Origin of the sequence: Hyphomicrobium sp. DMF-1 (assembly GCF_027886585.1) — a bacterium.
Classification (GTDB): Bacteria; Pseudomonadota; Alphaproteobacteria; order Rhizobiales; family Hyphomicrobiaceae; genus Hyphomicrobium_C; species Hyphomicrobium_C zavarzinii.
In genome coordinates this window covers 960118-986694 of the sequence record NZ_CP115706.1, presented here as the reverse complement: position 1 = coordinate 986694, position 26577 = coordinate 960118, and the positions used below count along the sequence as shown (strand labels likewise).

The following is a 26577-nucleotide window of genomic DNA, read 5'->3' as shown; positions in this document are numbered from 1 at the left end:
GCCCTCAAGCCGCCGCCGCGGGATTGCCGTCGACGTGTCCGGCGGGCACGCCCTGCGCTGTGGCGGCAGCCTTGGCCGTCTCCACCGCATCCAGCGGAAACACCTTCCCGCAATTGAGCAGCCAGTCCGGATCGAACACCGACTTGATGCGAAGCTGAACCGCCATGTCCTCGTCGTTGAATTGCACCCGCATGAGATCGCGCTTCTCGATGCCGACGCCGTGCTCGCCCGTGAGGCATCCGCCGACCGCGACGCACAGCTTGAGAATTTCGGCGCCTGCCTGCTCTGCCTTCTCCATCTCTCCCGGCGTGTTGGCTTCGTACATGATCAGCGGATGCAGGTTTCCGTCGCCGGCGTGGAAGATGTTGGCCACCCTGAGGCCATAGCGGCGGCAGATCTCCGAGATCTGCTCAAGCACGTGCGGCAGATGCGCGAGCGGAATGGTGCCGTCCATGCAGTAGTAGTCCGAGATCCGCCCGATCGCACCGAACGCGGCTTTCCGGCCCTTCCAGATCTTGGCGCTTTGCTCGGCCGATCCGCTGACGGCCAGCGCCACCGGCTTCAGCTCGTGGGCGATGCTGGCGATATAGGCGAGCCGGTCGGCGATCTCCTGTTCCGAGCCTTCCACCTCGATGATGAGCAGCGCATCCACGTTTGTCGGATAGCCCGCCTTGGCGAACGCCTCGCAGACCTCGATCGCCGGCTTGTCCATGAACTCGATCGCCACGGGAATGATGCCGGACGCGATGATGCGCGCCACGCAGATCCCCGCCTTCGCGCTCGATTCGAATCCGATCATCATCGGCCTCGCCCCTTCCGCGGCACGCAGGATGCGCACGGTGGCCTCGGTGATGATCCCGAACTGACCTTCGGAGCCGATGATCAGCGCAAGCAGATCGTACCCCTCCGCATCGAGGTGCGAGCCGCCGATCTCCACGATCTCGCCGTCCATCGTCACCATCTTCACGCCAAGCACGTTGTTGGTCGTAACCCCGTACTTGAGGCAATGGGCACCGCCCGAGTTCATCGCCAGGTTTCCGGCGAGCGTACAGGCAAGCTGGCTGGAGGGGTCCGGCGCATAGAAGAAGCCCTCGGCCGACACAGCTCCCGAGATGGCAAGGTTGGTGATGCCCGCCTCGACCCGGGCGAAGCGGTTCTGAAAGTCGATCTCGATCACGCGGTTCATCTTCGAGACGCCGAGCACGATGGCATCCTCGAGCGGCAGCGCGCCGCCGCAGAGAGACGTGCCGGCGCCCCGGGGAACCACGCGGATGCGGTTGGCCTTGGCGTATTTCAGCACGGCCGAGACGGCTTCCGTCGAGGTCGGCAGCACCACCGCCAGCGGCATGCGCCGATAGGCGGTCAACGCGTCCGTCTCGAACGCGCGCCGTCCGTCCTCGTCAGAAATCACGGCGTCAGCGCCACAGAGGGCCACCAGATCGCGCACGATCGCATCCCGTCGCCCGACGATGGACAGATCGGGAAGCGGCAGCTCGATCGACGACATCTTTCTGTTCCTCTCGGATCGAAACCGGACTGTGGCAAACGGATTTGCGCCAAACGGAGAACGCGCGGAAACCGCGCCCCGTTTCGCGATGCGCGATCAATTCGCGCGGGAGTCTCGCATGCGCAGGGGAAAGCGGCAACATTCCGGCGCACGCGACGGGCGGCCAATCCCAAGCCGTTTCGTGACGCGATCGGAAAATTTCACAGCCTGTGGCGGAGATAGCGCCGCCGCTGTAGTCTGAACGGCAGCTCCACCTCCAGCAATTCGTGAGCGCGCCTTGAAGCCACGTGTCGGGCTGTTCGTCACCTGCCTTGTCGATCTGATGCGCCCCTCTGTCGGGTTCGCAGCCGCCCGTCTCATCGAGGAGGCTGGATGCGTCGTGGTCGTCCCTGCCGGTCAAACCTGCTGCGGTCAGCCCGCCTACAATGCGGGCGATCCCGAAACCGCCCGCGACTTGGCGCTGCAAACCGTCCGCGCCTTCGAGGGATGCGACTTCGTCGTCGCGCCGTCTGGTTCTTGCGCCGCGATGCTACGCATCCACTATCCCGCGCTCTTCAAGGGACGCGGAGGGGTCGAAAGCGAGGTCGAAGCCTTCGCCGCGCGCGTCCACGAGCTGACATCCTTCCTCGTGAACGTGCGCCACAAAACCGAGACCGGCGCGAAATTCTCGGGCCGCGTCACCCATCACGACGCCTGCTCGGGCCTGCGCGAGCTCGGCATCCGTAGCGAGCCGCGCCAGCTCCTCGCTGCCGTCGAAGGCTTGGAGCTCGTGGAGGCGCGCGAGGTGAGCCCCTGCTGCGGCTTCGGCGGCCTGTTCTCGGTCAAATACCCGGAGATCTCTGGCGCCGTCGCGGACCGCAAGATCGAGGATCTGCGAGCCCCGGCGCCCGATCTCGTCACCGGCGGCGACTTGGGATGCCTGATGAACCTCGCGGGCCGGTTGCGCCGCACCGGCATCCACCTGCCCTGCCGCCATGTGGCGGAGGTTCTGGCCGGCGAGCTTCACGATCCCCCCATAGCCTGGGGAGAAGAGGACGCCCGGTGACGCCATCGACCGAGACATTCAAATCGAATGCGCGAGCCGCCCTCGCCGACGCCAAGCTCGCCAAGGCGCTCGCCGGTCTGCCCGGCGGGCTCGTCGCCCAGCGCACGGCCGCCAAGGGGCGCGTGCCCGAGTTCGAGGCCCTCCGCAACACCGCCCGCGACATCCGCGACCACACGCTCGCACACCTCGATCTCTACCTCGAAGCCTTCGCCCAGAAAGCCGAAGCGGCTGGCAGCCGCGTGCACTGGGCAGAAACCGCGGAGGAGGCCCGCGCCATCATTGCCCGCCTCTGCCAGGAACGCGGGGCACGCCTCGTCACCAAGGGCAAGTCCATGGTGTCGGAGGAGATCGCCCTCAACCGGCATCTCGAGGATCTCGGCATCACGGCGGTCGAGACCGACCTCGGCGAATACCTGCTCCAGATCCGCGGCGAGACGCCGAGCCACATCATCGCCCCCGCCATCCATCTGAGCCAGGACCAGGTGGAGGCGGATTTTCGCGTCCACCACAACCACCTCGCGCCCGATCGCGTCCTCACGACCGCGGAATCCCTCGTCGCCGAAGCGCGCGCTGTCTTGCGGGAACGCTTCCTGGCAGCAGACATCGGCATCACGGGCGCGAACTTCCTCGTCGCCGAAACCGGCTCCGCCATCATCGTCACCAACGAAGGCAACGGCGATCTTTCGGCCCATCTTCCGAAGACCCACATCGTGCTCGCCGCCATCGACAAGGTGGTGCCCACGCTCGCGGATGCCGCCACCCTGCTGCGCGTGCTCGCCCGCTCGGCCACCGGCCAGGACATGACGGCCTACACCAGCCTGCTCACCGGCCCGAAAGCACCGGGCGATCCTGACGGGCCGGCCGAATGCCACATCGTCATCCTCGACAACGGCCGCAGCGAAATGCTGAAGAACGGCCTCGGAGAAGCCCTCCGCTGCATCCGCTGCGGCGCCTGCCTCAACCATTGCCCCATCTACAATGCCATCGGCGGCCACGCCTATGGCTGGGTCTATTCAGGGCCGATCGGCGCGGTGCTGTCACCCGCGTTTCTCGGAATAGACGCGGCGCAGGACCTGCCCAGCGCCTCCACCTTCTGCGGAAAATGCGAGGAGGTGTGCCCAGTGAAGATTCCCATCACGCGGCTGCTGAGAGGCTGGCGCGAGAAGAGCCTGGAAACCGGCAAGCGGCGCCACGAGCGCTGGCTGCTCGGCGCCTGGGCATTCTTCGCGAGGCGGCCGCGGCTGTACCATCTGGCAACGCGCTTTGCCGTAGCCACGCTCTCGGTGCTCGGCCGTCCGCGCGGTGCGTTCAAGCGCCTGCCGCTCGCAGGCGGCTGGACGGCACGCCGCGACTTCCCCGCTCCGCAAGGACGCACGTTCCAGCAGCTCTGGGCTGAGCACCAGCGGGGTGTGCCTCGATGAGCCGCGAGACCATTCTTGCCCGCATCAGAAGCGCCCTTCCCGCTGCAGCGGGCCGGAAGGACGAACGTCCTCGCGCCGTCGCACAACGCCTGGCAAACCCGCCCCACCATCCGCGGCCTGCGTTTGCGAGCCTGACCGGAGAGGCACGCCACGCCCGCCTGATCGCGGCGCTCGAAACCCAGGGCACGGATGTGATCGAAGTCGCCTCCCTGGGCGACGTACCGGCAGCGGTCGCGACCCTGCTCGGCCGAAGCCAGCCCACGCCGCCGCGTCTGGTGATTGGAGACGACGCGCGCCTTGCCGGGCTGTCATGGGAGAAAACGAGCCTCACCGCACGCCCTGAACAATGGGACGCCAGCGCGCCGCTCGAGGATGGGGATGCCGCTCTCACGCACGCCTGGGGCGCGGTCGCGGAAACAGGAACGCTCGTCCTCCTCTCGGGAGCCGCGAGCCCCGCCTCGCTCACGTTCCTACCGGAGTTTCACCTCGTCGCGCTGGCACGGGAGAGCATCGTGAGCTCGTTCGAGGAAGCGTTCCAACGCATTGCGGAAAGCCGTGTGGACCAGCGCTTCCCGCGCGCCGTCAATCTGGTGTCAGGCCCATCGCGCACCGGCGACATCGGAGGACGCATCGTAAAGGGCGCCCACGGGCCCCGCCGCCTCGGCGTGATCCTTTACGGCTAGACGCCGATCTAAGCGGCCAGCATCCGGTCGTGCTCGCGCCGCCTCACCATCCGTGCCACGCCGCCCCACGCCTTCGAGCGCGTGAGATCGCCGAGCTGCCGGTGCAGGAGCGCGAAGAACTCCGCGACATCCGCCGCGAACGAGCCATGCCGGCCTTCCAGCACAACGGCCATCAGCTCGGCGTCCTGGAGCGTGGACAGATCCTCTTTCTTTTCGGGCGACGAGCTACGCATTGCGGTCCTCTGAATTCGTTGTCGCGAAGTGAGGAGCAAGATCGAAGCCAACTGGCCATGCCAGCCAAACCGGGCCGAATACCGGGTTTGAGCCGCCCCGCAGCCGAAAACAGCGCCCGGCGCGAGCGTTAACGTCCCATTTTCGGCGAAAAGCCAACCCGCCTCGCCGCCCACCTGTCCCAGCCTGAAATTCCACTTCCGGCCGTTAACGAACGCCCGAAGCATGTGGTCAGCTTGTCGCGGGGAAATGCCTTTTGCCCTTAGGGCAAAGCCGAATTGGCCTTCAGAGGCTTGGCAGCGGGCGCCTGGGCCTCGGAGGAGGCGTGCACCGGCTTCCGCGGCCGATCCCCCGGCGATACCTCGGCCTTGGCCTTCGCGCCCGCGGGCGCATTGTCCGGATCAGCCGCGACTTTGGTGGTGCCGGACGGAGCCTTGTCCAGCGTCTGCTGCTCGGCGCCGTCCGAGCGCTTCTTTTTCACGATCTTGTTCTTGCGCGGCGTCTTGCGGTGCCCGGTGCCGCATTCGAACGAGCGCACGTCATTGCGCACGCTCATGACGCCCTTGGCACTGTCCGCGAGCGGAAGCGTGTCGAGGCTCGCCGAGTGATTGAAGAGCTGCTTCCACTCATAGCTCTGGAAGCCGTGCTCCAGAAGGTTGGCGGCGCGCACTGTGCGCAACGCACTCGTCGACTCGCCGAGTACCACCGCCATCAGATGCCGGCCGTCGCGCGTCGCGCTGGCGACCACGTTGAACCCGGAATCGCAGATGAAGCCGGTCTTCATGCCATCCGCGCCTTCGAACGAGCGAAGGAGACCGTTGTGCGTGCCGATACGGATCTTACCGATCCGTGCATCGAACATCGACCAGTAGGCGAGATGCTCCGGATAGTCCCTGATGACCGCGCGCGCGAGCTTGGCGAGATCGCGGGCCGTCGTCACCTGTTCCGGCGCAGGCAAGCCGTTGGGGTTGACGAAGATGGTGCGCGTCATGCCGAGACCGCGCGCGGTTTCGTTCATGCGCGAGACGAACGCCGCCTGCGATCCGCTGATCGCCTCGGCCAGCATCACAGCCACGTCGTTGGCCGACTTGATGATGAGCGCCTTGAGCGCCTGATCGACCGTGAGGTTCGCCCCCACGTGCAACCCGAGCTTGCTCGGCGGCTGCAATTGAGCAGCCTCGCTATAAGGAATGCGCTGATCGAGCTTCAGCTTGCCGCTCTTGAGGGCCTCGAACGTCACGTAGGCCGTCATGATCTTGGTGAGAGACGCGGGGTGCCAGTGATCGTCGGGGTCTTCCGCGTAGAGCACCTTGCCGTCGGCCGCATCAAACACGAGCGCCGGGCCGCCGGCCCGCGCGGAGCTGGCGGAGAGCACAGCAACCCCGCCGGACATGAGTGTCAGCGCCGACAAAGCGGCAAGGATCCACCTGGCTCTCATGGCCTTCCTTAGAGAATGCCGAGACGAGTTCGGCACCTAACATATTCGGGGGCGCAGTCGCAATCCGCAGCGGGCGCAATTCCCCGCACATGTGGTCATGCTAACGCAAAAGAGAGCGCCAAGTCTCTAGGCCCACGGCCGCGCAACCGCATCGCGCCCTTCGAAATCCTTGATCGCTTTTTCCTTTTCGAGCGTCAGGCCAATGTTGTCCAAACCGTTCAGCAGGCAGTGCTTGCGGAACGGATCGATCTCGAAGCGGATCACGCCGCCGTCCGGCCCGCGGATTTCCTGGGCTTCGAGATCCACCGAAAGCGTCGCGTTGGCCCCGCGGTTCGCATCGTCGAGCAGCTTGTCCACCTGTTCCTGGGGCAGCTTGATCGCCAGGATGCCGTTCTGGAAACAGTTGTTGAAGAAAATGTCGGCGAAATCCGGCGCGATCACGCAACGGAAGCCGAAATCCAGAAGCGCCCACGGCGCATGCTCGCGCGACGAACCGCAGCCGAAATTCTCACCCGTGATCAGGATCTCGGCCTTCCGGTAGGCCGGCTTGTTGAGCACGAAATCCGGGTTCTCTTTGCCCGACTGGTCGTAGCGCAGCTCGTAGAAAAGCGCCTTGCCGAGACCCGTGCGCTTGATCGTCTTCAGGAACTGCTTCGGGATGATCATGTCAGTGTCCACATTCCGCAAAGGAAAGGGAGCCGCGACACCCGTCAGCTTCGTGAACTTCTGCATTTTTTATCGTCCCTGGGAGCGTTAGACGCGCAAGCTGTCGGCCAGCGCTCGAAAATATCCTTCGGCGGCAAGTAGGCGGTCGACCCGGATTAGAGACATCGACGCCGATGGTTCCTCAGCCTGTCCATGGGGACCGAGCTGTTCAAGCCGTCTTTTAACGCCAGCTAGCTTTCGTCCGTCAAGATGGTGTTGCAGCACGCCAACCAGTGTCTCGAGATACCCGGAAATCCGCCCCAACTCGCGCATGAGACCCCGCTGGGCCGACTTGTCGTCAGGCTTCGCCGTTAATCTTACGGAAAATCGCCCCGCCCGGGCCAGGGTTTCCGCCACCGCATCGGCGTAACGCGCGACCTTGGCGCGCCGTTTCCGGTCGAGCGCGCTGATCGCGCCGGCCCACCGGTTTAGCGTCTCCGCAATCGAGAGCAGACGTTTGGGAAAGTCCACGAGCTGCATGGGGCGCGGGCCAAAATGGGATCGACGCCCGATCCTAGGCCCTCACGTACGTGCGGGGACAACATCGCCCGTCAGCGGATGGAAGGATCCGCGAAGCACTTGCGCATGTATTCGCAGCGATGGGATCCCGCGAAATGCATGCTGTCGCCCTTGGCCGGCGCGATGAACTGGCAGATCTCCTCGAGCCCGCCCTCGTCGAGCCAGCCTTGACGGCGCCCGCGCTGCACGGCGAAGCAATCGGCCGTCTCCTCGTCCGGGCCGCGGAACTGGTGGCCGCACTCGTGCGCGAAGATCCAGAGCTTCACCGGCGTGGAGACCTTCGAAAGCAGCCTGGGGTTGAGGATGAGAAAGCCCGGATAGGCCGCGCCGTAGTCGTCGAGCTGGCTGTCGATCACGGTCGGCCGCTGCCCACACACCTGCTGGCGCCCGTCGAGCTTGAGCTCGCCCGGCTTCAGCACGTGCGCGTCCCCGCCCACATGCTCCGCATATTCCTCAGGTGTTGGAACGTCATCGGCCATCGCGACGGATGGCGCAAAAAACGCAAGACCCATGAGGCAAACGCCCAAGGCCACACGCCCGAACAAGCCGAGCACTGGACGGCAAGCCGTCGTCAACTGAGCACCTCTACGTGACACCCGCACGCGCCCCGGAGAATCTGATTTAGCTTTCGTTTTCCGATGAGAAGTACGTCCATCGGACGGCAGAATGATCCGAGCGCTGCATCGAAAGCCCCGGCACCCTAGCAGGTCCAACATCCGCTGCAAAAGTTAACAATCACCCAGACAAGGCGCGCACGAGGCGACATTCCGGCCGTGTGGCGGAATTACCGCGCATGACCAATTAAACGGCGGAGTTTCTTCCCGTGTCCTCGTGCCCCCTCAGTGAGTGGCCTGATCCTCGATCTCTTCCATATCGTCGTCGGAGAAGCCGAAATGATGGCCAATCTCGTGGATCAGCACATGGGTGATGATCTCGCCCAGCGTCTCCTCGCCATTCTCCGTCCAGTAGTCGAGGATCGCGCGCCGGTACAGAAACACCATGTCCGGCTCGCGCGGCACGTCGAGCACGCTTTTCTTGTCGAGGCTGAGGCCCTGATAGAGCCCCATGAGATCGAACGGGCTTTCGATATCGAGCTCGTCAAGAACCTCATCCAGCGCGAAGTCCTCGACGCGGATGACGAGATCGCCGCAAACCTCACGGAACTCGGGCTGGATCCGTTCCCAGGCACTGGCCGCGATGACCTCGAAATCAGCCAGGCTCGGTGCCGCTGCTGACTTCCAATCGATAGGTCCCGCCATTATTCGCCTCCCGCTCTTCTTTTTGCGAACGGGAGAGATAGGCGCTTCGCCCCCACGACTGCAAGCCCAGCCATGGGGGTGAGAATACGGACGTCAGGCCTGCCAGGTCCGGATATCGACGAAATGGCCGGCAAGCGCCGCGACCGCAGCCATTGCAGGCGAGACGAGGTGCGTGCGGCCGCGATAGCCCTGGCGTCCCTCGAAATTGCGGTTCGAAGTCGAGGCGCAGCGCTGGCCGGGCTTCAACTGGTCCGGGTTCATGCCAAGGCACATGGAGCAGCCGGGCTCACGCCACTCGAAACCGGCCGCCTTGAAGATCTTGTCGAGACCTTCCGCCTCTGCCTGCTCTTTGACGAGGCCGGAGCCGGGCACGATCATCGCATAGGCGAGACGATCCGAGATCTTCTTGCCTTCCACGATCTTCGCGACCTCGCGCAGATCCTCCATGCGGCCGTTGGTGCACGAACCGATCCAGATCACGTCGAGCGGGATGTCCGTCATCTTCGTGCCGGGCTGGAGCCCCATGTACTCGAGCGCGCGCACCATCGAGGCGCGTTTGTTCTCGTCGGCCACATCGCCAGGATTGGGAACCAGGCCCGAAATGGACACGACGTCCTCCGGGCTCGTGCCCCAGGATACGATCGGCGGCAGCTTGGCGGCGTCGAGCTTCACCTCGCGGTCGAAGTGTGCGCCCTCGTCCGTGCGCAGCGTGTCCCAATACTTGAGGGCCATGTCCCAGGCCGCACCCTTGGGCGCCTTCGGGCGGCCCTTGATGAACGCATAAGTCTTCTCGTCCGGTGCGATCATGCCGGCGCGCGCGCCGCCCTCGATCGACATGTTGCAGACCGTCATGCGGCCTTCCATCGAGAGATCGCGGATCGCCTCACCCGCGTACTCGATCACCGAGCCGGTGCCGCCGGCCGTGCCGATCTCGCCAATGATCGCGAGGATGATGTCCTTCGCCGTCACGTGCGCGGGAAGCTTCCCGTCCACGGACACGCGCATGTTCTTGGCCTTCTTCTGCACCAGCGTCTGCGTGGCGAGCACATGCTCGACCTCGCTCGTGCCGATGCCGTGGGCCAGAGCGCCGAATGCGCCGTGCGTCGACGTGTGGCTGTCGCCGCACACGATCGTGGTGCCCGGCAGCGTAAAGCCCTGCTCCGGCCCGACCACGTGGACGATGCCTTGGCGCTTATCGAGCTCGTTGTAGTACTCGACGCCGAAATCCCGCGCGTTGGTCGCGAGCGTCTCGACCTGGATCCTGCTGTCCTCGTCGGCAATGCCCTTGCGCCGGTCGGTCGTCGGCACGTTGTGATCGACCACTGCCAGCGTCTTCTCGGGCGCGCGCACCTTGCGCCCCGACATCCGAAGCCCTTCGAACGCCTGCGGGCTCGTCACCTCGTGTACGAGATGGCGGTCGATATAAAGCAGGCACGTACCGTCCGGCTGCCGGTCGACAACGTGGTCTTCAAAGATCTTGTCGTAAAGCGTCTTGGCCATGGATAAGGCTCTATTTTCCGAGACTTAGGTGCTTCCAGAAAGCGGGAGCAGCTTTCCGGTGAGAAGCACGACAATCAAATGAGACCTATCAGATAGCGTCTCGCGGCCCGTGTTGCAAATCAGCAGGCCTTGTTCCGTCCATAAGTCGAAGCGGCGATTGCGCGACTTTTTGACCGTCCGGCCAATGAAATGGGCCGGACACCCGGAAAACCCCGTGCATCCGACCCAAAGGACACCGGTATCCGACGCTCTCGGGTGGTGGCAAATAACCCTGGAGCACGGACTGTCCGGATAACATTATTACATCCCAATCGCGCCTTTGGATCAGCGCCCGAGGCTTAAATTTTCGTCACTCCTATTCCCGCCAGTGCCGGGCCTTCGCGACGAGAAAATCCCTCAGTACTTGAACCTTCTTCGAGCTTTTCAGTTCTTCCGGATAGACGAACAGGACGGGCAGGCTCGGCTTGTCGGCTTCGCATTTGGTGAGCACCGGCACGAGATCGCTGTCCTGCTCGGTCATGTAGTCGGGGATCATGCCGATGCCGATGCCTGCGAGCACGGCCTGCTTGATCGCCACCACGCTGTTCGTGCGCAGCACCGGCGCCCTCGGCTCTTTTCCCTCCCGGCCCGCAGTCTCCAGCCAGCTTATGGCCGGCAGGAGCTGAGGCGGCAGCCCGCTGTAGGAGAGAACGCGATGATTGCCGCTATCGAGATCCGCAAAAGTCTCGGGCACGCCGAAGCGGCGCGTATATTTCGTGGACGCCATCGGCCGCACGCTGGCCGAGAACAGGGGACGGCGGATGAGATCGGACTGCTCGGGCTCGCGCGTCCAGATCGCCACGTCGGCCGCGCGCATGGCGATATCGATCTGATCGTCATCAAGAATGAGCTCGATGCTGATCTCCGGATAGAGATCCATGAACTCCCGGAGCCGCTGAGATACCCAGACCGTGCCGAGCCCCACGGGTGCGGCGATGCTGAGCTGTCCGGACGGCTTGGTGGTGGTGTCGGCAAGCAGCGTTTCCGCCGTCTGCAGCTTGCTCATCACCTCCGCGACCGTCGTATAGAGAAGCTCCCCCTGCTCCGTCAGCACCAGGCCGCGGGCATGGCGGTGAAAGAGAGACACTTTGAGGTCTCGCTCGAGCGCGGAAACTTGTCGGCTTACTGCCGATTGGCTCATGTGCAGCGCGTCGCCGGCGTGCGTGAAGCTGCCGGCCGCGGCGGCGGCATGAAAAATTCTGAGTTTGTCCCAGTCCATAAAGACATCCCCGGGGGCGCAATCGACCGACAACCGGGCTGGCGAGCGCTCAACCAGCACGCATACGCACCATTGCCCCAGCATTGCGATTATTTGATATCGGCAGCGCCGGAGCCATCGAAAAATGCATACCAGCGCCGTTCCACCGCAGGGATCGTAGGCGTTGGCAACAGGCGCCGCTATTGCCTATATGTCGGGCAACCGCTCGACGGTTCACGCCCGATAAAACAAATCCTCAACATCTGCCGGGCCTTCGCGCGCCGGCCCTAGCGGAGGTCATTTCCCCATGCGGCTTTACCATGTTGCAGCTCTAACCCTGGCGTCCGCCGTTGCGGCGTGCGGCGGCTCGAAAGAGCCCACCAAGCTGTGGGAGGCGACCGGCTTTCAGAACCCCGAATCCGCTTTGCCCGATACGGCCGCGAATGTCATCTACGTGAGCAACGTGGCCGGCGGCCCGGGTGATCGGGACGGCAACGGCTACATCTCCAAGCTGTCCCTCGATGGCAAGGTCATCGCCGAAAAGTGGGTGACCGGGCTCGACGCCCCCAAGGGCCTCGCGCTGTTCGGCGGCAAGCTCTACGTCGCAGACATCGACAAGCTCGTGGAGATCGATACCGCAAACGGCACCATCGTCGCCAAGCACGAAGCCCCCGGCGCCAAAATTCTGAACGACGTAGCCGCCGACGGCAACGGCCAGATCTACACGTCCGACTGGCCGGGCAACGCTATCTGGCGCCTCGCCGACGGCAAGTTCGAGAAGTGGGTCGAAGGCGAAGGTCTCAAATCGCCCAACGGCCTCCTGATCGAAGGTGACAAGCTCGTCGTCGCCGCCTGGGGCGAGGGCATGGGAGCGGACTTCTCCACCAAGACACCCGGCCATCTCCTCACCGTAAGCCTTGGCGACAAGGCCATCGCCAACCTCGGAGACGGCAAGCCGGTCGGCCATCTCGACGGGCTCGAGCCCTTCGACGCCGACAGCTACATCGTGAGCGACTGGGTGGCAGGCAAGGTGTTCCAGATCACCCGTTCAGGCAGCGCCAAGGAGCTTCTCTCGCTCGGCCAGGGAAGCGCGGACATCGGGTTCATCTCGAGCACGCGCACCCTCATCGTCCCGATGATGGTCGACGGCAAGGTCGTCGCCTACAAGCTCTGAAGTCGAGTTATACGGATCCCGGCGCGGGCCGGGATCCGTGATGCCCATCGCGACCAATCACTCCGCAGCGGCGGCCGTGGTCTCATGCTGGGCTAGGAAGCGCTCGGTTTCGAGAGCCGCCATGCAGCCCATGCCCGCGGCCGTCACGGCCTGGCGATAGACCTCGTCCTTCACATCGCCCGCCGCGAACACGCCGGGAATGGCCGTCGCGGTCGAATCCGGCGCCGTAATCAGATAGCCCGACGGAGTCGTCTCGAGCTGCCCCTTGAACAGCTCCGTCGCGGGCGCGTGGCCGATCGCGACGAACACACCATCCACCTTCCGCTCGGTGATCTTGCCCGTCTTCACGTTCTTGAGCTTCACGCCGGTGACCGAGCGCGGCTCCTCGACGCCGACGATCTCCTCGACGGCGCTATCCCACACCACCTCGATCTTGTCGTTCTTGAACAGGCGGTCCTGCAGGATCTTCTCGGCACGGAAATGGTCGCGCCGGTGCACCACGATCACCTTCTTCGCGAAGTTCGTGAGGAAGATCGCCTCCTCGACCGCGGTGTTGCCACCGCCGATCACGACGACTTCTTTGCCCTTGTAGAAGAAGCCGTCGCACGTTGCGCACGCGGAGACGCCATAACCCTTGAAGGTCTGCTCGCTCGGGATACCGAGCCAGCGCGCTTGCGCACCCGTGCAGATGATCAGCGCATCGCAGGTGTAGCGATCGCCTGAATCGCCATCGAGACGGAACGGGCGCACGCCGAGGTCCACCTTCACGATGTGGTCCATGATGATCTCTGTGCCGACGTGCTCGGCCTGGGCCTTCATCTGCTCCATGAGCCACGGACCCTGGATCACGTCGGCGAAGCCCGGATAGTTCTCCACGTCGGTGGTGATGGTGAGCTGGCCTCCCGGCTGGTTGCCCTGGATGATGACCGGCTTCAGCATCGCGCGGGCGGCATAGATGGCGGCGGTGTAGCCGGCCGGCCCCGATCCCAGGATGATGACGCGTGAGTGCTTGGTGGTGCTCATGATCGACCCTTCCGGACCGCGCGACCCGCGGCCCCCCAATGAGTCGCGCCGCCGGGCGCGATAGCTGCCCTCATATAATCAAGGAGACGGGCGAGCGCGAGCCCTGCCGAACGCAAGGGAAGAGTTGTCAGCCGTCCGTTAGATAGGACAACGCTGCGCGAATCACGGGCGGCGCGAACAAAATATTCCTGTGTCCCAGGCCATCGAACGCCCGCAGCTCCGCCTGCGGACACGCCGCCGCGATTTCCTCGGCATTATCGAACGTGACCTCCAAATCGTCCCGGGCATGGATTACGAGGGCAGGCCGGTTGACGGCAGAGAGGAGATTGGCGGCGGTGAAGGAGGCGATCGAGCGATGCGCGATCCGCTCCAGGTGCCGCTCGTAGGCGCGCCTCGCCACCCGCCCGAGCCCCAGCTCCTCGGCGAACTCACCGGTTACCGTGGAGAACCGGTTCGGCGAGGAGACGAGCACATAACGCTCGAAGGAATGCCCGCCCGGCAGAGGCGGGGCCCCTTCACCCACGAGCAGAACCGCGAGCCCGCCCATCGAATGGGCGACCGCGAACCGCAGCGGCCCGAGCGTCCGCACCACATCGAGCAGCGCGCGCGAGCAGTCGATGAGGCTCGCCCGCTCCCGGCCGCTTTTTCCGTGCCCGGGCTGATCGAACGCCACCACGCGGAAGCCGGCGCGCCGAAGCTGCTCGGCGAACACGGCCATGAACGAGGCCTCGCTCGTCCAGCCGTGGGCGATCAGCACGCCGCCGCGATCCGGCACGCCCGCATCCGGCTCGAATACGTAAGCCTGGACGCAGCCCTGGGTCGTCGGCACGCGCACCCAGCGCGCGTTCCTGAGATGAAACCGCGCACGCTCCACCAGCACGGCATGGTCCGGCCTGCGCCGCGACGAAAACTTCGGCTGGCAGAAACGCCTGTAAGCGATGTCGCCCGCCAGCGCCGGCGGAAATCCGTCGAGCCGCACAGGCCGTGTCCTCAGCCGTCGATCGAAGAACATCGTCATCGACCGGAGATCTCCTGCAATTCGCTTTGCACGAGCCCTATCGGAAAATCATATCTCCACGAAAAAGGGAGAGAAGGGAAAGCCGATAGACTCTCATCGTGAAAAGGAATGGTGAAATGATTCAATCAAAACGCAGGTATCTTAGATCAAGCGGAGCGAACGGAAGCTCGCGTATCCTCCGCGCCCCACGATCACGTGATCATGAACCTGGACGCCGAGCGGACGCCCCGCATCGACGATCATCCGGGTCATATCGATGTCGGCACGCGAGGGCGTCGGATCGCCCGAAGGGTGATTGTGCACGAGGATGATCGCGGTGGAGGAAAGCTCGAGCGCCCGCTTCACCACTTCGCGCACATAGACCGGCGTGTGATCGACCGTGCCCTGGCCCTGGATCTCGTCCGCGATCAGGTGGTTCTTCTTGTCGAGAAACAGGATGCGAAACTGCTCGCGATGCTCGTAGCCCTGCACCGCCTTGAGATAGTCGAGCACTTGCGTCCAGGACGAAAGCAGAGGCCCGCTCGCGATCTCGCTCCGCATCAGCCGGAGCGCCGCGGCGCGGATCAAGCGCAGCTCCGTTATGACTGCGTCGCCCACACCCGAGATCTCCTTGAGGCGCGCGTCCGGCGCATTCACCACTTGGGCGAACGAGCCGAACCTGGCAAGCAGCCGCTTGGCGAGATCCTTGGTATCGCGGCGAGGAATGGCGCGAAACAGCACCATCTCGAGCAGCTCGTAGTCTGGCAGCGCATCCCCGCCCGCCTTGCGGAACCTGTCGCGGAGCCGCTGCCTGTGCCCTGAGTAGAGCGGCTGAGAGGCTTCGAGAAACGAGCCTTGCACGCCGCTGCCCGGCGCATCGGCTTCCGCCTCCGGCGGCGCGACCGCGGCATTTGCTTTCGGATCTCTCGCGCCAGGACCCTGCATATGCCCGCTCGGCTATCCGTTGCGGGCAGAAGGCCACTCGAGGCCGGCCGGCGAATGCGTGAACACCTCGACCCCGGTCTCGGTCACGCCCACCGTATGCTCGAACTGCGCCGACAGCTCGCGATCGCGCGTCACCGCCGTCCACCCGTCCGCCAGGACCTTAACGTGCGGCTTTCCGAGGTTGATCATCGGCTCGATGGTGAACAGCATCCCCGGCTCCATCACCGCGCCTTCTCCGGCCTCGCCGTAATGAAGAATGTTCGGCCGGTCGTGGAACACCTGGCCGAGCCCGTGCCCGCAGAAATCTCTCACGATGCTGCAGCGTTCCTTCTCGGCGAATTCCTGGATCGCCGCGCCGATATCGCCGGTCGTGTTGCCGGGCTTCACCTGCGCGATACCGATCTTCAGTGCTTCGTAGGTCACCTCGATCAAGCGCTCGGCGCGTCGGCTGATGGCCCCCACCGCATACATGCGGCTCGTATCGCCATGCCAGCCGTCGACGATCAGCGTCACGTCGATGTTGACGATATCGCCCTCGCGCAGCGGCTTGGGTCCGGGAATGCCGTGGCACACCACATGATTGATGGATGTGCAGATCGACTTCGGAAATCCGCGGTAGTTGAGCGGTGCCGGCACAGCGCCGTGATCGAGCGCGAACTCGAGCACGCGGTCGTCCAGCTCCTCGGTGGTGACGCCGGGCTGAACGTAGGGTGCGATCATATCGAGCGCGGACGCCGCGAGCTGCCCGGCTTTGCGCATTGCGGCAAAAGCCTCGGCGCCGTGGCGCTTGATGGCTGTCGACTCGCGCGCCGCGCGTGTGACTTCGACGTTGGACATGATGGCGTGCGGGCCCTTGTGCGTGAGGGAACGAAAAACTCTCGACGTGCTCGAAAGTGAATGTAGTCCAAATCGGTCGCCGTGCAACGCTCCCGGCCGTAGACCTTTGCACGCGGCGAATAGCAAAACGGCGGCTGCCCGGAGGCCGCCGCCGTTATCTTGTCCCTTGGAGCGCCACAGAGCGGAGCCCCAGCCGGTCTTAGTTGCCTTCCTCGGCCGGAACCTCGGCAGCGGCAGCTTCCGTTACGATCTTCTGAGCTTCGCCAACCCAGTTGTCGCGCTCGATCTGGCCGTTGAGCTTCAGTGCCTCGTCGACGTTCGAGATGTCCTCATCCGAGAAGTTCGCGACCTGCTCGAACTTGTAGCAGTTGAGCGTCTTGAGCCGGGCCGCGAGATCCGCGTTGATGCCCTTGATGCGCGTCAGATCATCGACATCACCCTTCGGCTTCTTGAAGCCCTTCCAGGCGGCGTTGAGGCGGCGGGCACGAACGTCCGTGCGCTCGAAGATGCGCGCAGCGCGGCCACGGCGGCCACGGAGATAGTAGAGCTTCGCGCGGCGGACCTTGCCGCGGCGCAGAACCTCGATCTCGGCGATATAGGGCGAGTAGACCGGGAACACGCGCTCCACGCCCTCGCCGTAGGAAATCTTGCGGACGGTGAAGCTCTCGTTGATGCCACCGCCGGAACGGGCGATCACAACGCCCTCGTAGGCCTGGAGGCGAACCGACTGGTTCTTGCCTTCGCCTTCGATCACCTTGACCATGACCTTGACGGTATCGCCAGGCGAGAATTCGGGCACCGAACGGGTCCGGAGCACGGCATCCATCTGCTCGCGCTCGATCTCTTGAATGATGTTCATTTTCATTCCTTTTTGTTTGTATATCAATGCAGAGGAGCAGCGACGCGGAGCTAGTCCGGCGAGCGCGGCTCGTGCGGCTCCTTGTGGAGCAACCCTCGATGGGGGAATTTGTTGGCTGGGCCTATAACCGAATTTCGGCGGGTTGTCGAGGGCCGCCTTCACCCCGCAACCGGCCCCGACAAGCTCATAAGCGCACTCGAGTTGCCGCTCCCGCCCTGACGCGGGCCACCCCTAGAAAAAACGGAGTTAGTGCCCGCCCGCCGCACCGGCGTGCGCGGCCGGCTTGCGCATGAACATAGCCAGCAGCGCCATGCCTGCAAACAGGGCCGTCAGCACCAGAAATACGTCCGAGAAGGCGAGCACGCTGGCCTCGCGGCGAACCAGAAGCGCCAGTTGCTTGAGGGCCGCCTGGTCGCCGTCGGCGATCTGCGCCGAGAACTGCTGGGTGAGCCCGGCCAGCGTCTCTTCCGCCGCTGCCCGCCCCCACGAAACGCTTTCGTGCAGCCGGGCGAGGTGAAGATCCATCCGGTTGTTGAGCATGGTGTTGATCACGGCCAGACCCACCGCGCCGCCGAGATTGCGGGTGAGGTTGTAGAGGCCAGAGGCATTCTTGAGCTGCTCCGGCGGAAGCGTGCCGAGCGAAAGATTGTTGATTGGAACCATGCACAGCATCAGCGAGCACCCGCGCAGGATCTGCGGCAGCAGCAGTTCATGGAAATCCCAATCAGCCGTGATGCCGGACGCCACATATGTGCCCAGCGCAAATCCCATGAAGCCGACGAGCATCATGACGCGCGGATCGAGCATCTGCGACAGCCGCCCCGCGATCGGCGCGGTCAGGAACATGGCGATGCCGGTCACGAACATCGTCTCGCCGATCATCAGGGCATCGTAGCCGCGCACCTGGGAGAGATAGACCGGGTAGAGGTAGGTGAGCCCGTAGAGGCCGATGCCCATGATGAAGCTGAAGGCCGAGCCGAACGCGAAGTTGCGGTTTCGGAACGCGCGCAACTCGACGATTGGCTGCTCAGCGGTAAACGCACGCCAGAAGAAGAGGAGGCCGCCCGCCGCGCACAGCACCGCGAATGTCATGATCGTAGCGTCGTCGAACCAGTCGTAGCGCGGCCCTTCCTCGAGCACGTACTCCATCGAGCCGAGGAACAGGGCCATGGCCGCGAAGCCGACGATATCGAAGCGGCGGAGCAGAGACCGGTCCGGCTTGTCGAAATCGACGAGAAAGAACACGGCGACCGCGACAAGGATGCCCGGCCCGACGTTCACCAGAAACAGCCAGTGCCAGGAGAAGGCGTTGCTGAGATAGCCGCCGACCGTCGGACCGATGGTGGGCGCGAGCGTCGCCACCAGTCCGATCATCGGCGAGACGATGCCGCGCTTGGAGGCCGGAAACAGGGAGAACGCGACCGCGAACACGGAGGGGATCATGCCGCCGCCGATGAAGCCCTGCAAAGCGCGATACACGATCATCTGGTCGATCGTCGTCGCCGTGGCGCAGAGCGCGCTCGCAATCGTGAAACCGACCGCCGATGCCGTGAACAGCACGCGTGTGGAGAACGCCCGCGCGAGCAAACCCGAAAGCGGGATCATCACCACTTCTGCGATCAGATAGGAGGTCTGCACCCAGGGGATTTCATCGGCACTCGCCGAAAGTCCAGCCTGGATCTCCGACAGCGACGCGGAGACGATCTGGATATCCAGGATCGCCATGAACATGCCGAACACCATCGCGAGGAAGCCCGCGAGCTGGCGCGGCGTGACGCCGATCCAGGCAAGCGTCTCGCCTTTTGCCGCCCCGGAAACCTGCGGGATCTCGTCGATGGTGGTTGAATGGGCCATGGCTGCGCTCGAACCGGCGAGGGCTTACTCGATGTGGCTGGCGGTTTGCTGTCCGTCCGCCTTGTGCGCTGCGCGGGTGTCGATGCTGACGACCACCGAGAGGCCGGGCCGCAGTTTGCCCAGCGCATCCGGCGCCCGCACCGCGATCCGCACCGGAACGCGCTGCACGATCTTGGTGAAGTTGCCCGTCGCATTCTCGGGCGGCAGCAGCGAGAACTGCGAGCCCGAGGCCGGCGCGATGCTCTCCACGGTGCCGTCGACCACCTCGCCGCCCAGCGCATCCACACTGATGTGCGCGGCATCGCCGGCCTTGACGCCGCGAAGCTGCGTTTCCTTCAGGTTCGCATCGACGTAGACCTTGTCGAGCGGCACAACCGCAGCCAGCCGCTTGCCGGGCGTGACGTAGTCGCCCACCTGAACGCTCTTGTTGCCGACCACGCCGTTGAACGGGGCGCGGATCACGGTGAACGAGAGATCGCGCTTTGCGCGGGCAACCTCGACATCCAATTCCTTGGCGACCTGCTCGGCCTGCTTCTGCTGAGACTTGAGCAGCGCGATGTTCGCGCCCGCCGTCTCGATCGCGGCTGCGCTGGCCTTCGCCTGCGCCCGCGCCGTATCGCGCGCGGCAATTGCGGCATCAAGGGTCGCCTTCGACGTCACGTCGCGATCAACAAGCGGCTTGGTGCGCTCGTAGTCGGCTTCCGCCTTGAGCACGGTCGCGTTGGCGGCATCAAGCTGCGCGCGCATCTGCTGCTGCGTTGCCTCCGCCGCCCGGATCTGCGCATCGAATGTCGCGATAGCGGCCTGCTGTGTCGCGAGCTTCGCTTCGGCCTGCGAAACCGCGAGCTGGAAATCGCCATCGTCGAGCCGCACCAGCACGTCGCCTTCCTTGACGGACTGGTTCTCGACGACCGGCACCTCGGCCACATTGGCCGCGACCTTGGGCGAGATCAGAGCCATGTCCGCGCCCACATACGCGTCGTCGGTCGAGACCATGAATCGCCCGACCGTGATGTAGTCGTAGCCGAACCAGAGACCCGCCCCGAGCACGACCGCCGCAATGCCTCCAAGCAGGAGCTTCTTGCGAGAGCGCGGTGCCTCGCCTTGGGCCGCCCCGGCGCCGCCCTTCGTCGCATCTGACTCGGCAGGCGACACCTCACGATCCGCACGCGCCTCCACAGGAGACACGGCGTCATGCTGCGCCATGCCCTTCGGGGGCTGCGGCGGCTGAGCCGAGGGACCGGCCAGACGCGCACCCGGAAGGGGCGTTTCGACAGGCTCGAGCTTCGGATCCTTGAAGCGAATGGCTTTGGCGGTTGACATGGGTGTCGATCCAAACAGAATTCAATCTAAACTAAACAGTTCAGTTCGCTATTGACATAGAGCAGAAATACGACAATATCAATACCGAACTGAACCGTTTGGTTCGATCCGTGACACCTTTGCACAGGCTGGCGATGAGCAGATTGAAATCATTGCAAAAAGACGAACCTGAGAGCGGAGAGCCCTCAGACCTCCGTCGTGGCGGCCGTCCCCCGGCGGGGACAGACCCTCTCAAGCGCAGGCAGATCTTGGACGGGGCGGGGCGCGTTTTTTCCACCCTCGGCTTCGATGCCGCCAGCATGAGCGACGTGGCTCGTGAGGCCCAGGTGTCGAAAGCGACCCTCTACGTCTACTTCCAGGACAAGGAGCACCTGTTCACGGCCATTTGCGCCGAGCGGCGCGACCGCAACATCGCCGATCTGATCGAGATCCTGGATACCGCGAGGCCTCTGGAGGAAACGCTCGTCGCCTTCGGCACGGAGATGCTGCAGCGGATTTCGCAGCCCTATGTGCTGGCCGCCCACCGCGTCGTCATCGGCGTGGCCGAGCGGATGCCTGACGTCGGCAGCGAGTTCTTCAACGCGGGCGCGATGAGGCTGGTGGAAGCCTTCGCGCACTTTCTCGAGCACCACGTCGCCCAAGGCACGCTGAAAATCGACGACAGCGTACTGGCGTCGGCCCAGTTCCTCGAGCTTTCGCAGGCAACCGTCTTCCGTCCCCGCCTCTACGGCGTCACCAAGGAGCCCGTCTCCGACGACGAGATCCGCAAGGTGATCGGATCGGCCGTCCGCGTCTTCCTCGCTGCATACCGCCGCTGAGCGGCATGATCTGCAGAGAACCCTAGGGTTTCGGCGCCTTGTCCTTGTCCATCACCTCGGCCGTCGTGGGGCTCAATGGCGTGGCCTTGGTCTTCGGCTGCGTCAGCGGTGTCGGCTCCGGCGTCGTCATGTTCCCGCGCAGAAGCGAGCGCCCGGCCGTGAACCCGCCAACGAGCTGCAAAGCCAGGCGCTCGTCGTCGCGCTTGCGCACGTCCCGCGCCGTGGCCTCCGCCTCCGCCGGATCGAACCCGAGCCCCACCAGCACCGCCTTGCCGAACGCGAGCGCGGATTCGAACGTCTCGCGGATCTGATAATCCACCCGCGCCTCGATCAGCCGCAGCGTGTGACCTCGATCGAACGAGCGCACGAACAGCTTAGCGACGGGGAACTCGGACTTCACGAGCTGCACGATCTTGTCGGCGGCTTCCTGGTTGTCGACGCAGACGAGAATGGCCTCCGCCGTCTCCGCGCCGGACGCACGCAGCACGTCGAGCCGCGTCCCGTCGCCGTAATAGACCTTGAACCCGAAATTGCCGGCGGCCCGGATCATGTCGACGTCGATCTCGATCAACGAGACGTCCACGCCGCGCGCCAGCAACGGCTGGCTGACGAGCTGTCCGAAGCGTCCGAACCCGATGATGAGCACGCGGTTCTTGAGCCCTTCGGCCAGATCCACGCCGTCGAGCGAAACCTCCTCCTTCGGCATGACGCGATCGAGCAGCAGCAGGATCAGCGGCGTCAGCGCCATGGAGAGTATGACGATGGCGCTCATGACGGCGGCCGAGCGCTGGTCGAAAACGCCTGCGCTGAGCGCGGCCGAATAGAGCACGAAAGCGAATTCGCCGCCCTGCGCGAACAGCGCCGCGCGCAGCACCGCCTCCCGCCAGCTCGATCCGAACAGCAACGCGATCAGGAAAATGCCGGTCGCCTTCGCGACCATGAACGCGGCCACGCCCGCAAGAATGATCGCCCACTCGTTGAGCACGAGCGAAAGATCGAGCGACATGCCGACGCTGAGAAAGAAGAGACCCAGAAGCAAGCCCTTGAAGGGATCGATGTCGGCTTCGAGCTGGTGGCGGAACGTCGATTCCGAGAGCAGCACGCCCGCGAGGAACGCGCCCATCGCCATCGAAAGCCCGCCCCATTGCATGAAGAGCGCGGCGCCCAGCACCACCATCAGCGACGCAGCGAGCATGATCTCACGCCCGCCAAGCGTCGCCACGAGATTGAACAGCGGATTGAGCAGCCATCGCCCGGCCGCCACCACCGCCAGGATGGCCGCGATGCCGATACCGATGCTGACCCACGCGGGCTGCGTCTCGCCCGCGCTGTTGCCGTCGAGCGCAGCAAAAAAAGCGACCAGCGCCAGCAAGGGCACGATCGCGAGATCCTCGAGCAGGAGAATGGAAACCGCGCGCTGCCCGCCCGGCGTCGCGGTCTCGCCGCGCTCGTCGAGCATCTTCATGATCACCGCCGTAGACGACAGCACGAAGCCCATGGCGCCGATCACGGCCACGGGCATTGAAAGACCGCCGAGATAGATGCCGACGGCCGACAGCATCGCCCCGCACGTGACCACCTGCACAAGCCCGAGCCCAAAGATGTCGCGTCTCAAGGCCCACAGCTTCGCCGGACGCATCTCGAGCCCGATGATGAATAGGAACATCACCACCCCGAGCTCCGCCACATGGAGGATCGCGACGGGATCGCTGAAGAGACCGAAACCGAAAGGCCCCACGATCAGGCCCGCCGTCAGATAGCCGAGCACGGAGCCGAGCCCCAGCTTGCGGAACAGCGGAACCGCAACGACGCTCGCCGTGAGGAGGGCCACGGCGTGGGCGAGATTGATCGACGTCGAGTCAGCAGCCATCGTCGCGTTGGTCTCCGGTCCTGGACGGTGTCACAACCATCCGGCGCTCGGAACCGCGGTTGTATCACCTCGATAAATCGTCCGGACCGGATTGCGCAAGCAAAGGAAGGCAGAGCCCGGCGCCTGGAGAAGCTTCAGCGCCGGGATGTGACCCGCATGCTCCACGTTGCCGGGCAAACCGCCCGCAAACGCCCTTAGGCGGCGTTCGCCCTGCCGATGAACCCGGCCGCCAGCTCCTGAAGCTCGGCGGCCTTCGCCGCGATGTCCTTGGCCGAAACCGCGACCTGCTCGGCCGAGGCCTTGGTCGAGGACGCCGCGTCCGTCAGGCCGGTGGTGTTCGCGGCCACCTCGACGGTGCCCTGCGCGGCCTCTTGCACGTTGCGCGCGATCTCGCTCGTGGCCGCGCCCTGCTGCTCCACGGCCGAGGCAATGGTCGTGGTGACCGTGCTCATGTCGGAAATCACCGCGGTGATGGCGTTGATCGACGACACCGCATGTGACGTTGCGGCCTGGATTGCGCTGATCTGCGCGCCGATCTCGGCCGTCGCCTTGCCGGTCTGTGAGGCGAGCGATTTCACCTCCTGCGCGACCACCGCAAATCCCTTGCCCGCTTCTCCGGCACGCGCCGCTTCGATGGTGGCGTTGAGGGCCAGCAGGTTCGTCTGCCGCGCGATGCTGCTGATCAACTCCACCACGGCCCCGATCTGCGTGGCGGCCTCGGAAAGATCGCGCACCTTGCTGGACGTCTCCGTCACGGTCTGCACGGCGCGGCTCGCCATCTCCGTGGACGTCGCGACCTGGCGGCCGATCTCCTGCACCGACGCAGAGAGCTCGTCCGCGGCCGCCGCCACGGCGCGCACGTTGGTGGAGGCCTCCTCGGCAGCGGCAGCGACCGCCGTGGTGCGATCGGTCGAGGCCCTGGCGGAGGAGGAAAGCTGGTCAGCCGCGCCTTCGAGCAGGTTCGTCGTGCTCGCGACGGTGGAAGCCATCTCGACGACCGAAGATGCCAGCGCACCCAGATCACGCCGCCCCGCCTCGATGTAGACGCTGATGGCGTAGTCCATGTCGAGCAGCGCCACGCGGTTGATGGCGATCTGCAGATCCGTCCGCGCGTCGCCGCCGCCCGTGGTCCGGCCGAACAGTCCCTTCGCAGCCGGTGCCATCTTGTCGGCAATCGCCTTCAATAACCCCGAGATGAGGGCATTGTAGCCGCCGATGTACCAGCAGGGATCGAGGCCGATACGATGATGGGTTTCTCCGATCCTCCGGATCGAAGTCTCGTAGGCGGCATCGAAGCGGCCGTCCATGATCGTCGCCCAGTGACGGATCTGAGCGGCCTTCGCCGCCTTCATGTGCTCGCGCGAGCCGAAAAACTTGAGCGTTTCCTCGAACCGTCCGACGTGATCGTAAAACGTGTCGAGGATCGCCGGCAGCTCGGCCATGATGAAATCTTTGTGCTGACGAATCGTCTCGCAGGTTTTCTCGTCGATCTGGTTGAACGCCAGCCGACCCTTTAGCGAAACCTGACCCTTCATTCCCGTCCCCCGGTGAAAATCCTTCATTCGTAGGAATCATTAGGGCGCAGGAGTTAAGCGGTGCTTGCGACGTGTCGGATTTCGGCGCGCCGCACGTCAGAAAGTCTCGCGCGCACGATTTGTCGCAAGCGAAAAATCAGACGCGCGCTGACGGATACTCCCAAGGTGGCAATCGCCCCTCGGCCGGCTCGCCCTGCATCGACGCGTAAAGCTTCGTGCGCTACGTCTTCGTCTTGCGCGCCAGAAGATCCGGCCGCCGCTCGCGCGTGATCCGCTCGGCTTCCGCACGCCGCCATGCCGCGATGCGCGCGTGATCTCCGGAAAGCAGCACCTCGGGCGTCGCACGCCCTTCCCACTCGCGAGGCTTTGTATACTGAGGGTATTCGAGCAGCCCGCCCTCGAAGCTCTCGTGCGTGAGGCTGTCGGCCGCCCCCAGCACGCCGGGGATGAGCCGCACGCACGCATCGAGAAGCGTCATCGCCGCAAGCTCCCCGCCCGAGAGCACATAGTCGCCGATCGAGATCTCCTCGATCCCCCGCCCTTCGATCACGCGCTCGTCGATCCCTTCGAAACGGCCGGCCAGCAGCATGACGCCCGGCCCTTCCGAAAGCGCACGTGCACGCGCCTGTGTGAAAGGTGCCCCACGCGGCGACATGTAGATCAGCGGCAGATCCGGCGCCACGCTACGCGCCTGGTCGATGGCCGCGGCGAGCACATCCGCCCGCATCACCATTCCGGCGCCCCCTCCCGTCGGCGTATCGTCCACTGCACGATGGCGCCCGATGCCGCAGTCACGGATCTGATGAAGCGCGAGCGACCAGAGCCCCGCCTCCAGCGCCTGCCCCACGAGCGAGAAGCCGAGCGGTCCCGGAAACATTTCAGGAAAGAGAGTGAGCACCGATGCCCGCCACGGCGTGCGGTCCCCGGCGGTCGGAATGTGAGGCATGAAGGATCCGTCTCGAAAAGGGATGAACGCGACTATAGCGCCCCTCCCAAGACCAGCGCACGCCCTATTCCCCGGCATCGTGAAGCGCGGGCACGGGTAGAGAAACACCGCAGACGGAGAGCGCCCTGCGCGAGCGGATGTTTCACGCGAATCACCCGTCGGCGAACGAAGGTCCACAAATGCCAACGCCGGCCAGGGGATGCCCCTGAACCGGCGTTCGACGGAACCGACTGTGATCGCTTCGAAGCCTGGAGCCTGAAGCAACCCGGGCTACCCCGGACGCGCAATCGCGCCCTAGTAGGACCCGTTAGGAACTTTCGCCCGGACGACGTCGCCAGCGATGGCGAACACGCGGCTGAGGACAAGGCTCAGCAAACCGGAAAGGTGGCCCTTACGCTCTACAGCCACCACATCGAAATGATCCTCGAGTGTGTACAGAAGCTTGGCCATTCATCACCTCTTTATCCAACCCTAAGATCGGAAAAGTAAAGAAGTACTGAACGATGAATTTGGCGGGTACAAGGCACAACCTGGGCTTCAAACGCCTTCAACCACAGTAATATCGATTGTACCAGCACCTTGGCGCAATGCCTTGGCCTCGGCGTACTCGGGGCTCGTGGCGTAGCCGACGGCATGCTCGTAGCTCGGAAACTCGAGCACCACGTTCCGCTGCGTGCCGTTGCCCTCGATGATCTGGCACTTGCCGCCGCGCACGATCGGCCGCCCCTCGTACTTGTCGAGCGCGACCTTCGACTTCGCGACGTACTGCCCCCACTTCTCCGCATCCGTCACGACGGCGTGCGCGATCACATATCCCTTGGCCATGGCTCGTTCCTCTTTTCTGAATTCGT

26 protein-coding genes are annotated in these 26577 nt (G+C 64.5%); 5 read left to right on the top strand and 21 right to left on the bottom strand.

The window, feature by feature from the left end; genetic code table 11:
• Nucleotides 1-4: 4 nt before the first annotated feature.
• Entirely contained in the window at nucleotides 5-1507 is a 1503-nt protein-coding gene (locus PE058_RS04455) for an FAD-linked oxidase C-terminal domain-containing protein (RefSeq protein ID WP_271029977.1), read from the bottom strand.
• A gap of 277 nt (nucleotides 1508-1784) precedes the next feature.
• Between PE058_RS04455 and PE058_RS04450 the strand changes: the two genes are divergently transcribed.
• From PE058_RS04450 to PE058_RS04440, 3 genes are read left to right on the top strand one after another with little or no spacing between them, the layout of a single operon-like run.
• Nucleotides 1785-2552: a (Fe-S)-binding protein gene (locus tag PE058_RS04450; protein WP_271029976.1), complete on the top strand. Its 768-nt coding sequence runs from the start codon at nucleotides 1785-1787 to the stop codon at nucleotides 2550-2552.
• Nucleotides 2549-3973 carry a LutB/LldF family L-lactate oxidation iron-sulfur protein gene (locus PE058_RS04445; RefSeq protein ID WP_020084159.1) on the top strand — a complete coding sequence of 475 codons (1425 nt, stop codon included), beginning with the start codon at nucleotides 2549-2551 and terminating at the stop codon, nucleotides 3971-3973. The genes PE058_RS04450 and PE058_RS04445 overlap by 4 nt, the downstream gene beginning before the upstream one ends.
• Entirely contained in the window at nucleotides 3970-4656 is a 687-nt protein-coding gene (locus tag PE058_RS04440) for a LutC/YkgG family protein (RefSeq protein WP_271029975.1), read from the top strand. The genes PE058_RS04445 and PE058_RS04440 overlap by 4 nt, the downstream gene beginning before the upstream one ends.
• An 8-nt stretch (nucleotides 4657-4664) precedes the next feature.
• Here PE058_RS04440 and PE058_RS04435 read toward each other — a convergent pair whose 3' ends face one another.
• The 8 genes from PE058_RS04435 to PE058_RS04400 form a co-directional block, all read right to left on the bottom strand.
• Entirely contained in the window at nucleotides 4665-4889 is a 225-nt protein-coding gene (locus PE058_RS04435; RefSeq protein WP_040497816.1) for a hypothetical protein, read from the bottom strand.
• Nucleotides 4890-5149: 260 nt separating this feature from the next.
• Nucleotides 5150-6325 (bottom strand): D-alanyl-D-alanine carboxypeptidase family protein, encoded by a 1176-nt coding sequence (locus PE058_RS04430; protein WP_156827167.1) that lies wholly within the window; start codon nucleotides 6323-6325, stop codon nucleotides 5150-5152.
• 126 nt (nucleotides 6326-6451) lie between these two features.
• The gene (gene leuD / locus PE058_RS04425) at nucleotides 6452-7057 is read right to left on the bottom strand and encodes a 3-isopropylmalate dehydratase small subunit (RefSeq protein WP_020084155.1); all 606 of its coding nucleotides are present in this window, start codon (nucleotides 7055-7057) and stop codon (nucleotides 6452-6454) included.
• Nucleotides 7058-7078: 21 nt separating this feature from the next.
• Nucleotides 7079-7510, bottom strand: coding sequence for a hypothetical protein (locus PE058_RS04420; protein ID WP_020084154.1), 432 nt, complete (start codon nucleotides 7508-7510; stop codon nucleotides 7079-7081).
• 71 nt (nucleotides 7511-7581) lie between these two features.
• The gene (locus tag PE058_RS04415) at nucleotides 7582-8061 is read right to left on the bottom strand and encodes a hypothetical protein (protein ID WP_051113757.1); all 480 of its coding nucleotides are present in this window, start codon (nucleotides 8059-8061) and stop codon (nucleotides 7582-7584) included.
• Between the two features lie 327 nt (nucleotides 8062-8388).
• Entirely contained in the window at nucleotides 8389-8808 is a 420-nt protein-coding gene (locus PE058_RS04410) for a metallopeptidase family protein (RefSeq protein ID WP_020084152.1), read from the bottom strand.
• A 93-nt stretch (nucleotides 8809-8901) separates the two neighbouring features.
• Nucleotides 8902-10308 (bottom strand): 3-isopropylmalate dehydratase large subunit, encoded by a 1407-nt coding sequence (gene leuC / locus PE058_RS04405; protein ID WP_020084151.1) that lies wholly within the window; start codon nucleotides 10306-10308, stop codon nucleotides 8902-8904.
• Nucleotides 10309-10663: 355 nt separating this feature from the next.
• On the bottom strand, nucleotides 10664-11566 hold the full coding sequence (locus PE058_RS04400; RefSeq protein WP_020084150.1) for a LysR family transcriptional regulator: 903 nt from the start codon (nucleotides 11564-11566) through the stop codon (nucleotides 10664-10666).
• 286 nt (nucleotides 11567-11852) lie between these two features.
• Between PE058_RS04400 and PE058_RS04395 the strand changes: the two genes are divergently transcribed.
• Nucleotides 11853-12719 (top strand): SMP-30/gluconolactonase/LRE family protein, encoded by an 867-nt coding sequence (locus tag PE058_RS04395; protein ID WP_020084149.1) that lies wholly within the window; start codon nucleotides 11853-11855, stop codon nucleotides 12717-12719.
• 57 nt (nucleotides 12720-12776) lie between these two features.
• On the opposite strand, the gene trxB is transcribed toward PE058_RS04395, so the two are convergent.
• From trxB to PE058_RS04360, 7 genes are all read right to left on the bottom strand, one after another.
• A complete protein-coding gene (trxB, locus tag PE058_RS04390; protein ID WP_020084148.1) occupies nucleotides 12777-13742 on the bottom strand; it encodes a thioredoxin-disulfide reductase in 966 nt (321 codons plus the stop codon).
• 127 nt (nucleotides 13743-13869) lie between these two features.
• Nucleotides 13870-14760, bottom strand: coding sequence for an alpha/beta fold hydrolase (locus tag PE058_RS04385; RefSeq protein WP_020084147.1), 891 nt, complete (start codon nucleotides 14758-14760; stop codon nucleotides 13870-13872).
• 141 nt (nucleotides 14761-14901) lie between these two features.
• Nucleotides 14902-15684 carry a RadC family protein gene (radC, locus tag PE058_RS04380; protein ID WP_020084146.1) on the bottom strand — a complete coding sequence of 261 codons (783 nt, stop codon included), beginning with the start codon at nucleotides 15682-15684 and terminating at the stop codon, nucleotides 14902-14904.
• Between the two features lie 12 nt (nucleotides 15685-15696).
• The gene (map, locus tag PE058_RS04375; protein ID WP_020084145.1) at nucleotides 15697-16521 is read right to left on the bottom strand and encodes a type I methionyl aminopeptidase; all 825 of its coding nucleotides are present in this window, start codon (nucleotides 16519-16521) and stop codon (nucleotides 15697-15699) included.
• Nucleotides 16522-16720: 199 nt separating this feature from the next.
• A complete protein-coding gene (gene rplS, locus PE058_RS04370) occupies nucleotides 16721-17380 on the bottom strand; it encodes a 50S ribosomal protein L19 (protein WP_026867753.1) in 660 nt (219 codons plus the stop codon).
• 246 nt (nucleotides 17381-17626) lie between these two features.
• Entirely contained in the window at nucleotides 17627-19234 is a 1608-nt protein-coding gene (locus PE058_RS04365; protein ID WP_271029974.1) for a DHA2 family efflux MFS transporter permease subunit, read from the bottom strand.
• A 24-nt stretch (nucleotides 19235-19258) separates the two neighbouring features.
• Nucleotides 19259-20557, bottom strand: a complete 1299-nt coding sequence (locus PE058_RS04360) for an HlyD family secretion protein (protein ID WP_271029973.1) — start codon at nucleotides 20555-20557, stop codon at nucleotides 19259-19261.
• A 299-nt stretch (nucleotides 20558-20856) separates the two neighbouring features.
• Between PE058_RS04360 and PE058_RS04355 the strand changes: the two genes are divergently transcribed.
• Entirely contained in the window at nucleotides 20857-21375 is a 519-nt protein-coding gene (locus tag PE058_RS04355) for a TetR/AcrR family transcriptional regulator (RefSeq protein ID WP_245257599.1), read from the top strand.
• A gap of 22 nt (nucleotides 21376-21397) precedes the next feature.
• Here the strand turns inward: PE058_RS04355 and PE058_RS04350 are convergent, their stop codons facing one another.
• The 5 genes from PE058_RS04350 to PE058_RS04330 form a co-directional block, all read right to left on the bottom strand.
• A complete protein-coding gene (locus PE058_RS04350) occupies nucleotides 21398-23245 on the bottom strand; it encodes a monovalent cation:proton antiporter-2 (CPA2) family protein (RefSeq protein WP_020084140.1) in 1848 nt (615 codons plus the stop codon).
• 194 nt (nucleotides 23246-23439) lie between these two features.
• Complete coding sequence (locus PE058_RS04345; protein ID WP_271029971.1) at nucleotides 23440-24780, bottom strand: globin-coupled sensor protein; 1341 nt, start codon at nucleotides 24778-24780, stop codon at nucleotides 23440-23442.
• Nucleotides 24781-25000: 220 nt separating this feature from the next.
• Entirely contained in the window at nucleotides 25001-25726 is a 726-nt protein-coding gene (gene trmD, locus PE058_RS04340) for a tRNA (guanosine(37)-N1)-methyltransferase TrmD (protein ID WP_020084138.1), read from the bottom strand.
• A gap of 294 nt (nucleotides 25727-26020) precedes the next feature.
• Nucleotides 26021-26176 carry a hypothetical protein gene (locus PE058_RS04335; protein ID WP_020084137.1) on the bottom strand — a complete coding sequence of 52 codons (156 nt, stop codon included), beginning with the start codon at nucleotides 26174-26176 and terminating at the stop codon, nucleotides 26021-26023.
• 87 nt (nucleotides 26177-26263) lie between these two features.
• Complete coding sequence (locus tag PE058_RS04330; protein ID WP_020084136.1) at nucleotides 26264-26551, bottom strand: DUF1330 domain-containing protein; 288 nt, start codon at nucleotides 26549-26551, stop codon at nucleotides 26264-26266.
• Nucleotides 26552-26577: the final 26 nt, after the last annotated feature.

What these genes read in the sequence shown, in the direction of transcription:
- map (WP_020084145.1), bottom strand. Translation starts at nt 16,521, where the DNA reads ATGTCCAACGTCGAAGTCACACGCGCGGCGCGCGAGTCGACAGCCATC.
- trmD (WP_020084138.1), bottom strand. Translation starts at nt 25,726, where the DNA reads ATGCCTCACATTCCGACCGCCGGGGACCGCACGCCGTGGCGGGCATCG.
- PE058_RS04430 (WP_156827167.1), bottom strand. Translation starts at nt 6,325, where the DNA reads ATGAGAGCCAGGTGGATCCTTGCCGCTTTGTCGGCGCTGACACTCATG.
- trxB (WP_020084148.1), bottom strand. Translation starts at nt 13,742, where the DNA reads ATGAGCACCACCAAGCACTCACGCGTCATCATCCTGGGATCGGGGCCG.
- leuD (WP_020084155.1), bottom strand. Translation starts at nt 7,057, where the DNA reads ATGCAGAAGTTCACGAAGCTGACGGGTGTCGCGGCTCCCTTTCCTTTG.
- PE058_RS04330 (WP_020084136.1), bottom strand. Translation starts at nt 26,551, where the DNA reads ATGGCCAAGGGATATGTGATCGCGCACGCCGTCGTGACGGATGCGGAG.
- PE058_RS04355 (WP_245257599.1), top strand. Translation starts at nt 20,857, where the DNA reads ATGAGCGACGTGGCTCGTGAGGCCCAGGTGTCGAAAGCGACCCTCTAC.
- PE058_RS04365 (WP_271029974.1), bottom strand. Translation starts at nt 19,234, where the DNA reads ATGGCCCATTCAACCACCATCGACGAGATCCCGCAGGTTTCCGGGGCG.
- PE058_RS04455 (WP_271029977.1), bottom strand. Translation starts at nt 1,507, where the DNA reads ATGTCGTCGATCGAGCTGCCGCTTCCCGATCTGTCCATCGTCGGGCGA.
- PE058_RS04395 (WP_020084149.1), top strand. Translation starts at nt 11,853, where the DNA reads ATGCGGCTTTACCATGTTGCAGCTCTAACCCTGGCGTCCGCCGTTGCG.
- PE058_RS04335 (WP_020084137.1), bottom strand. Translation starts at nt 26,176, where the DNA reads ATGGCCAAGCTTCTGTACACACTCGAGGATCATTTCGATGTGGTGGCT.
- PE058_RS04345 (WP_271029971.1), bottom strand. Translation starts at nt 24,780, where the DNA reads ATGAAGGGTCAGGTTTCGCTAAAGGGTCGGCTGGCGTTCAACCAGATC.
- PE058_RS04400 (WP_020084150.1), bottom strand. Translation starts at nt 11,566, where the DNA reads ATGGACTGGGACAAACTCAGAATTTTTCATGCCGCCGCCGCGGCCGGC.
- PE058_RS04420 (WP_020084154.1), bottom strand. Translation starts at nt 7,510, where the DNA reads ATGCAGCTCGTGGACTTTCCCAAACGTCTGCTCTCGATTGCGGAGACG.
- rplS (WP_026867753.1), bottom strand. Translation starts at nt 17,380, where the DNA reads ATGAACATCATTCAAGAGATCGAGCGCGAGCAGATGGATGCCGTGCTC.
- PE058_RS04385 (WP_020084147.1), bottom strand. Translation starts at nt 14,760, where the DNA reads ATGACGATGTTCTTCGATCGACGGCTGAGGACACGGCCTGTGCGGCTC.
- PE058_RS04350 (WP_020084140.1), bottom strand. Translation starts at nt 23,245, where the DNA reads ATGGCTGCTGACTCGACGTCGATCAATCTCGCCCACGCCGTGGCCCTC.
- PE058_RS04360 (WP_271029973.1), bottom strand. Translation starts at nt 20,557, where the DNA reads ATGTCAACCGCCAAAGCCATTCGCTTCAAGGATCCGAAGCTCGAGCCT.
- PE058_RS04435 (WP_040497816.1), bottom strand. Translation starts at nt 4,889, where the DNA reads ATGCGTAGCTCGTCGCCCGAAAAGAAAGAGGATCTGTCCACGCTCCAG.
- leuC (WP_020084151.1), bottom strand. Translation starts at nt 10,308, where the DNA reads ATGGCCAAGACGCTTTACGACAAGATCTTTGAAGACCACGTTGTCGAC.
- PE058_RS04415 (WP_051113757.1), bottom strand. Translation starts at nt 8,061, where the DNA reads ATGGGTCTTGCGTTTTTTGCGCCATCCGTCGCGATGGCCGATGACGTT.
- radC (WP_020084146.1), bottom strand. Translation starts at nt 15,684, where the DNA reads ATGCAGGGTCCTGGCGCGAGAGATCCGAAAGCAAATGCCGCGGTCGCG.
- PE058_RS04440 (WP_271029975.1), top strand. Translation starts at nt 3,970, where the DNA reads ATGAGCCGCGAGACCATTCTTGCCCGCATCAGAAGCGCCCTTCCCGCT.
- PE058_RS04410 (WP_020084152.1), bottom strand. Translation starts at nt 8,808, where the DNA reads ATGGCGGGACCTATCGATTGGAAGTCAGCAGCGGCACCGAGCCTGGCT.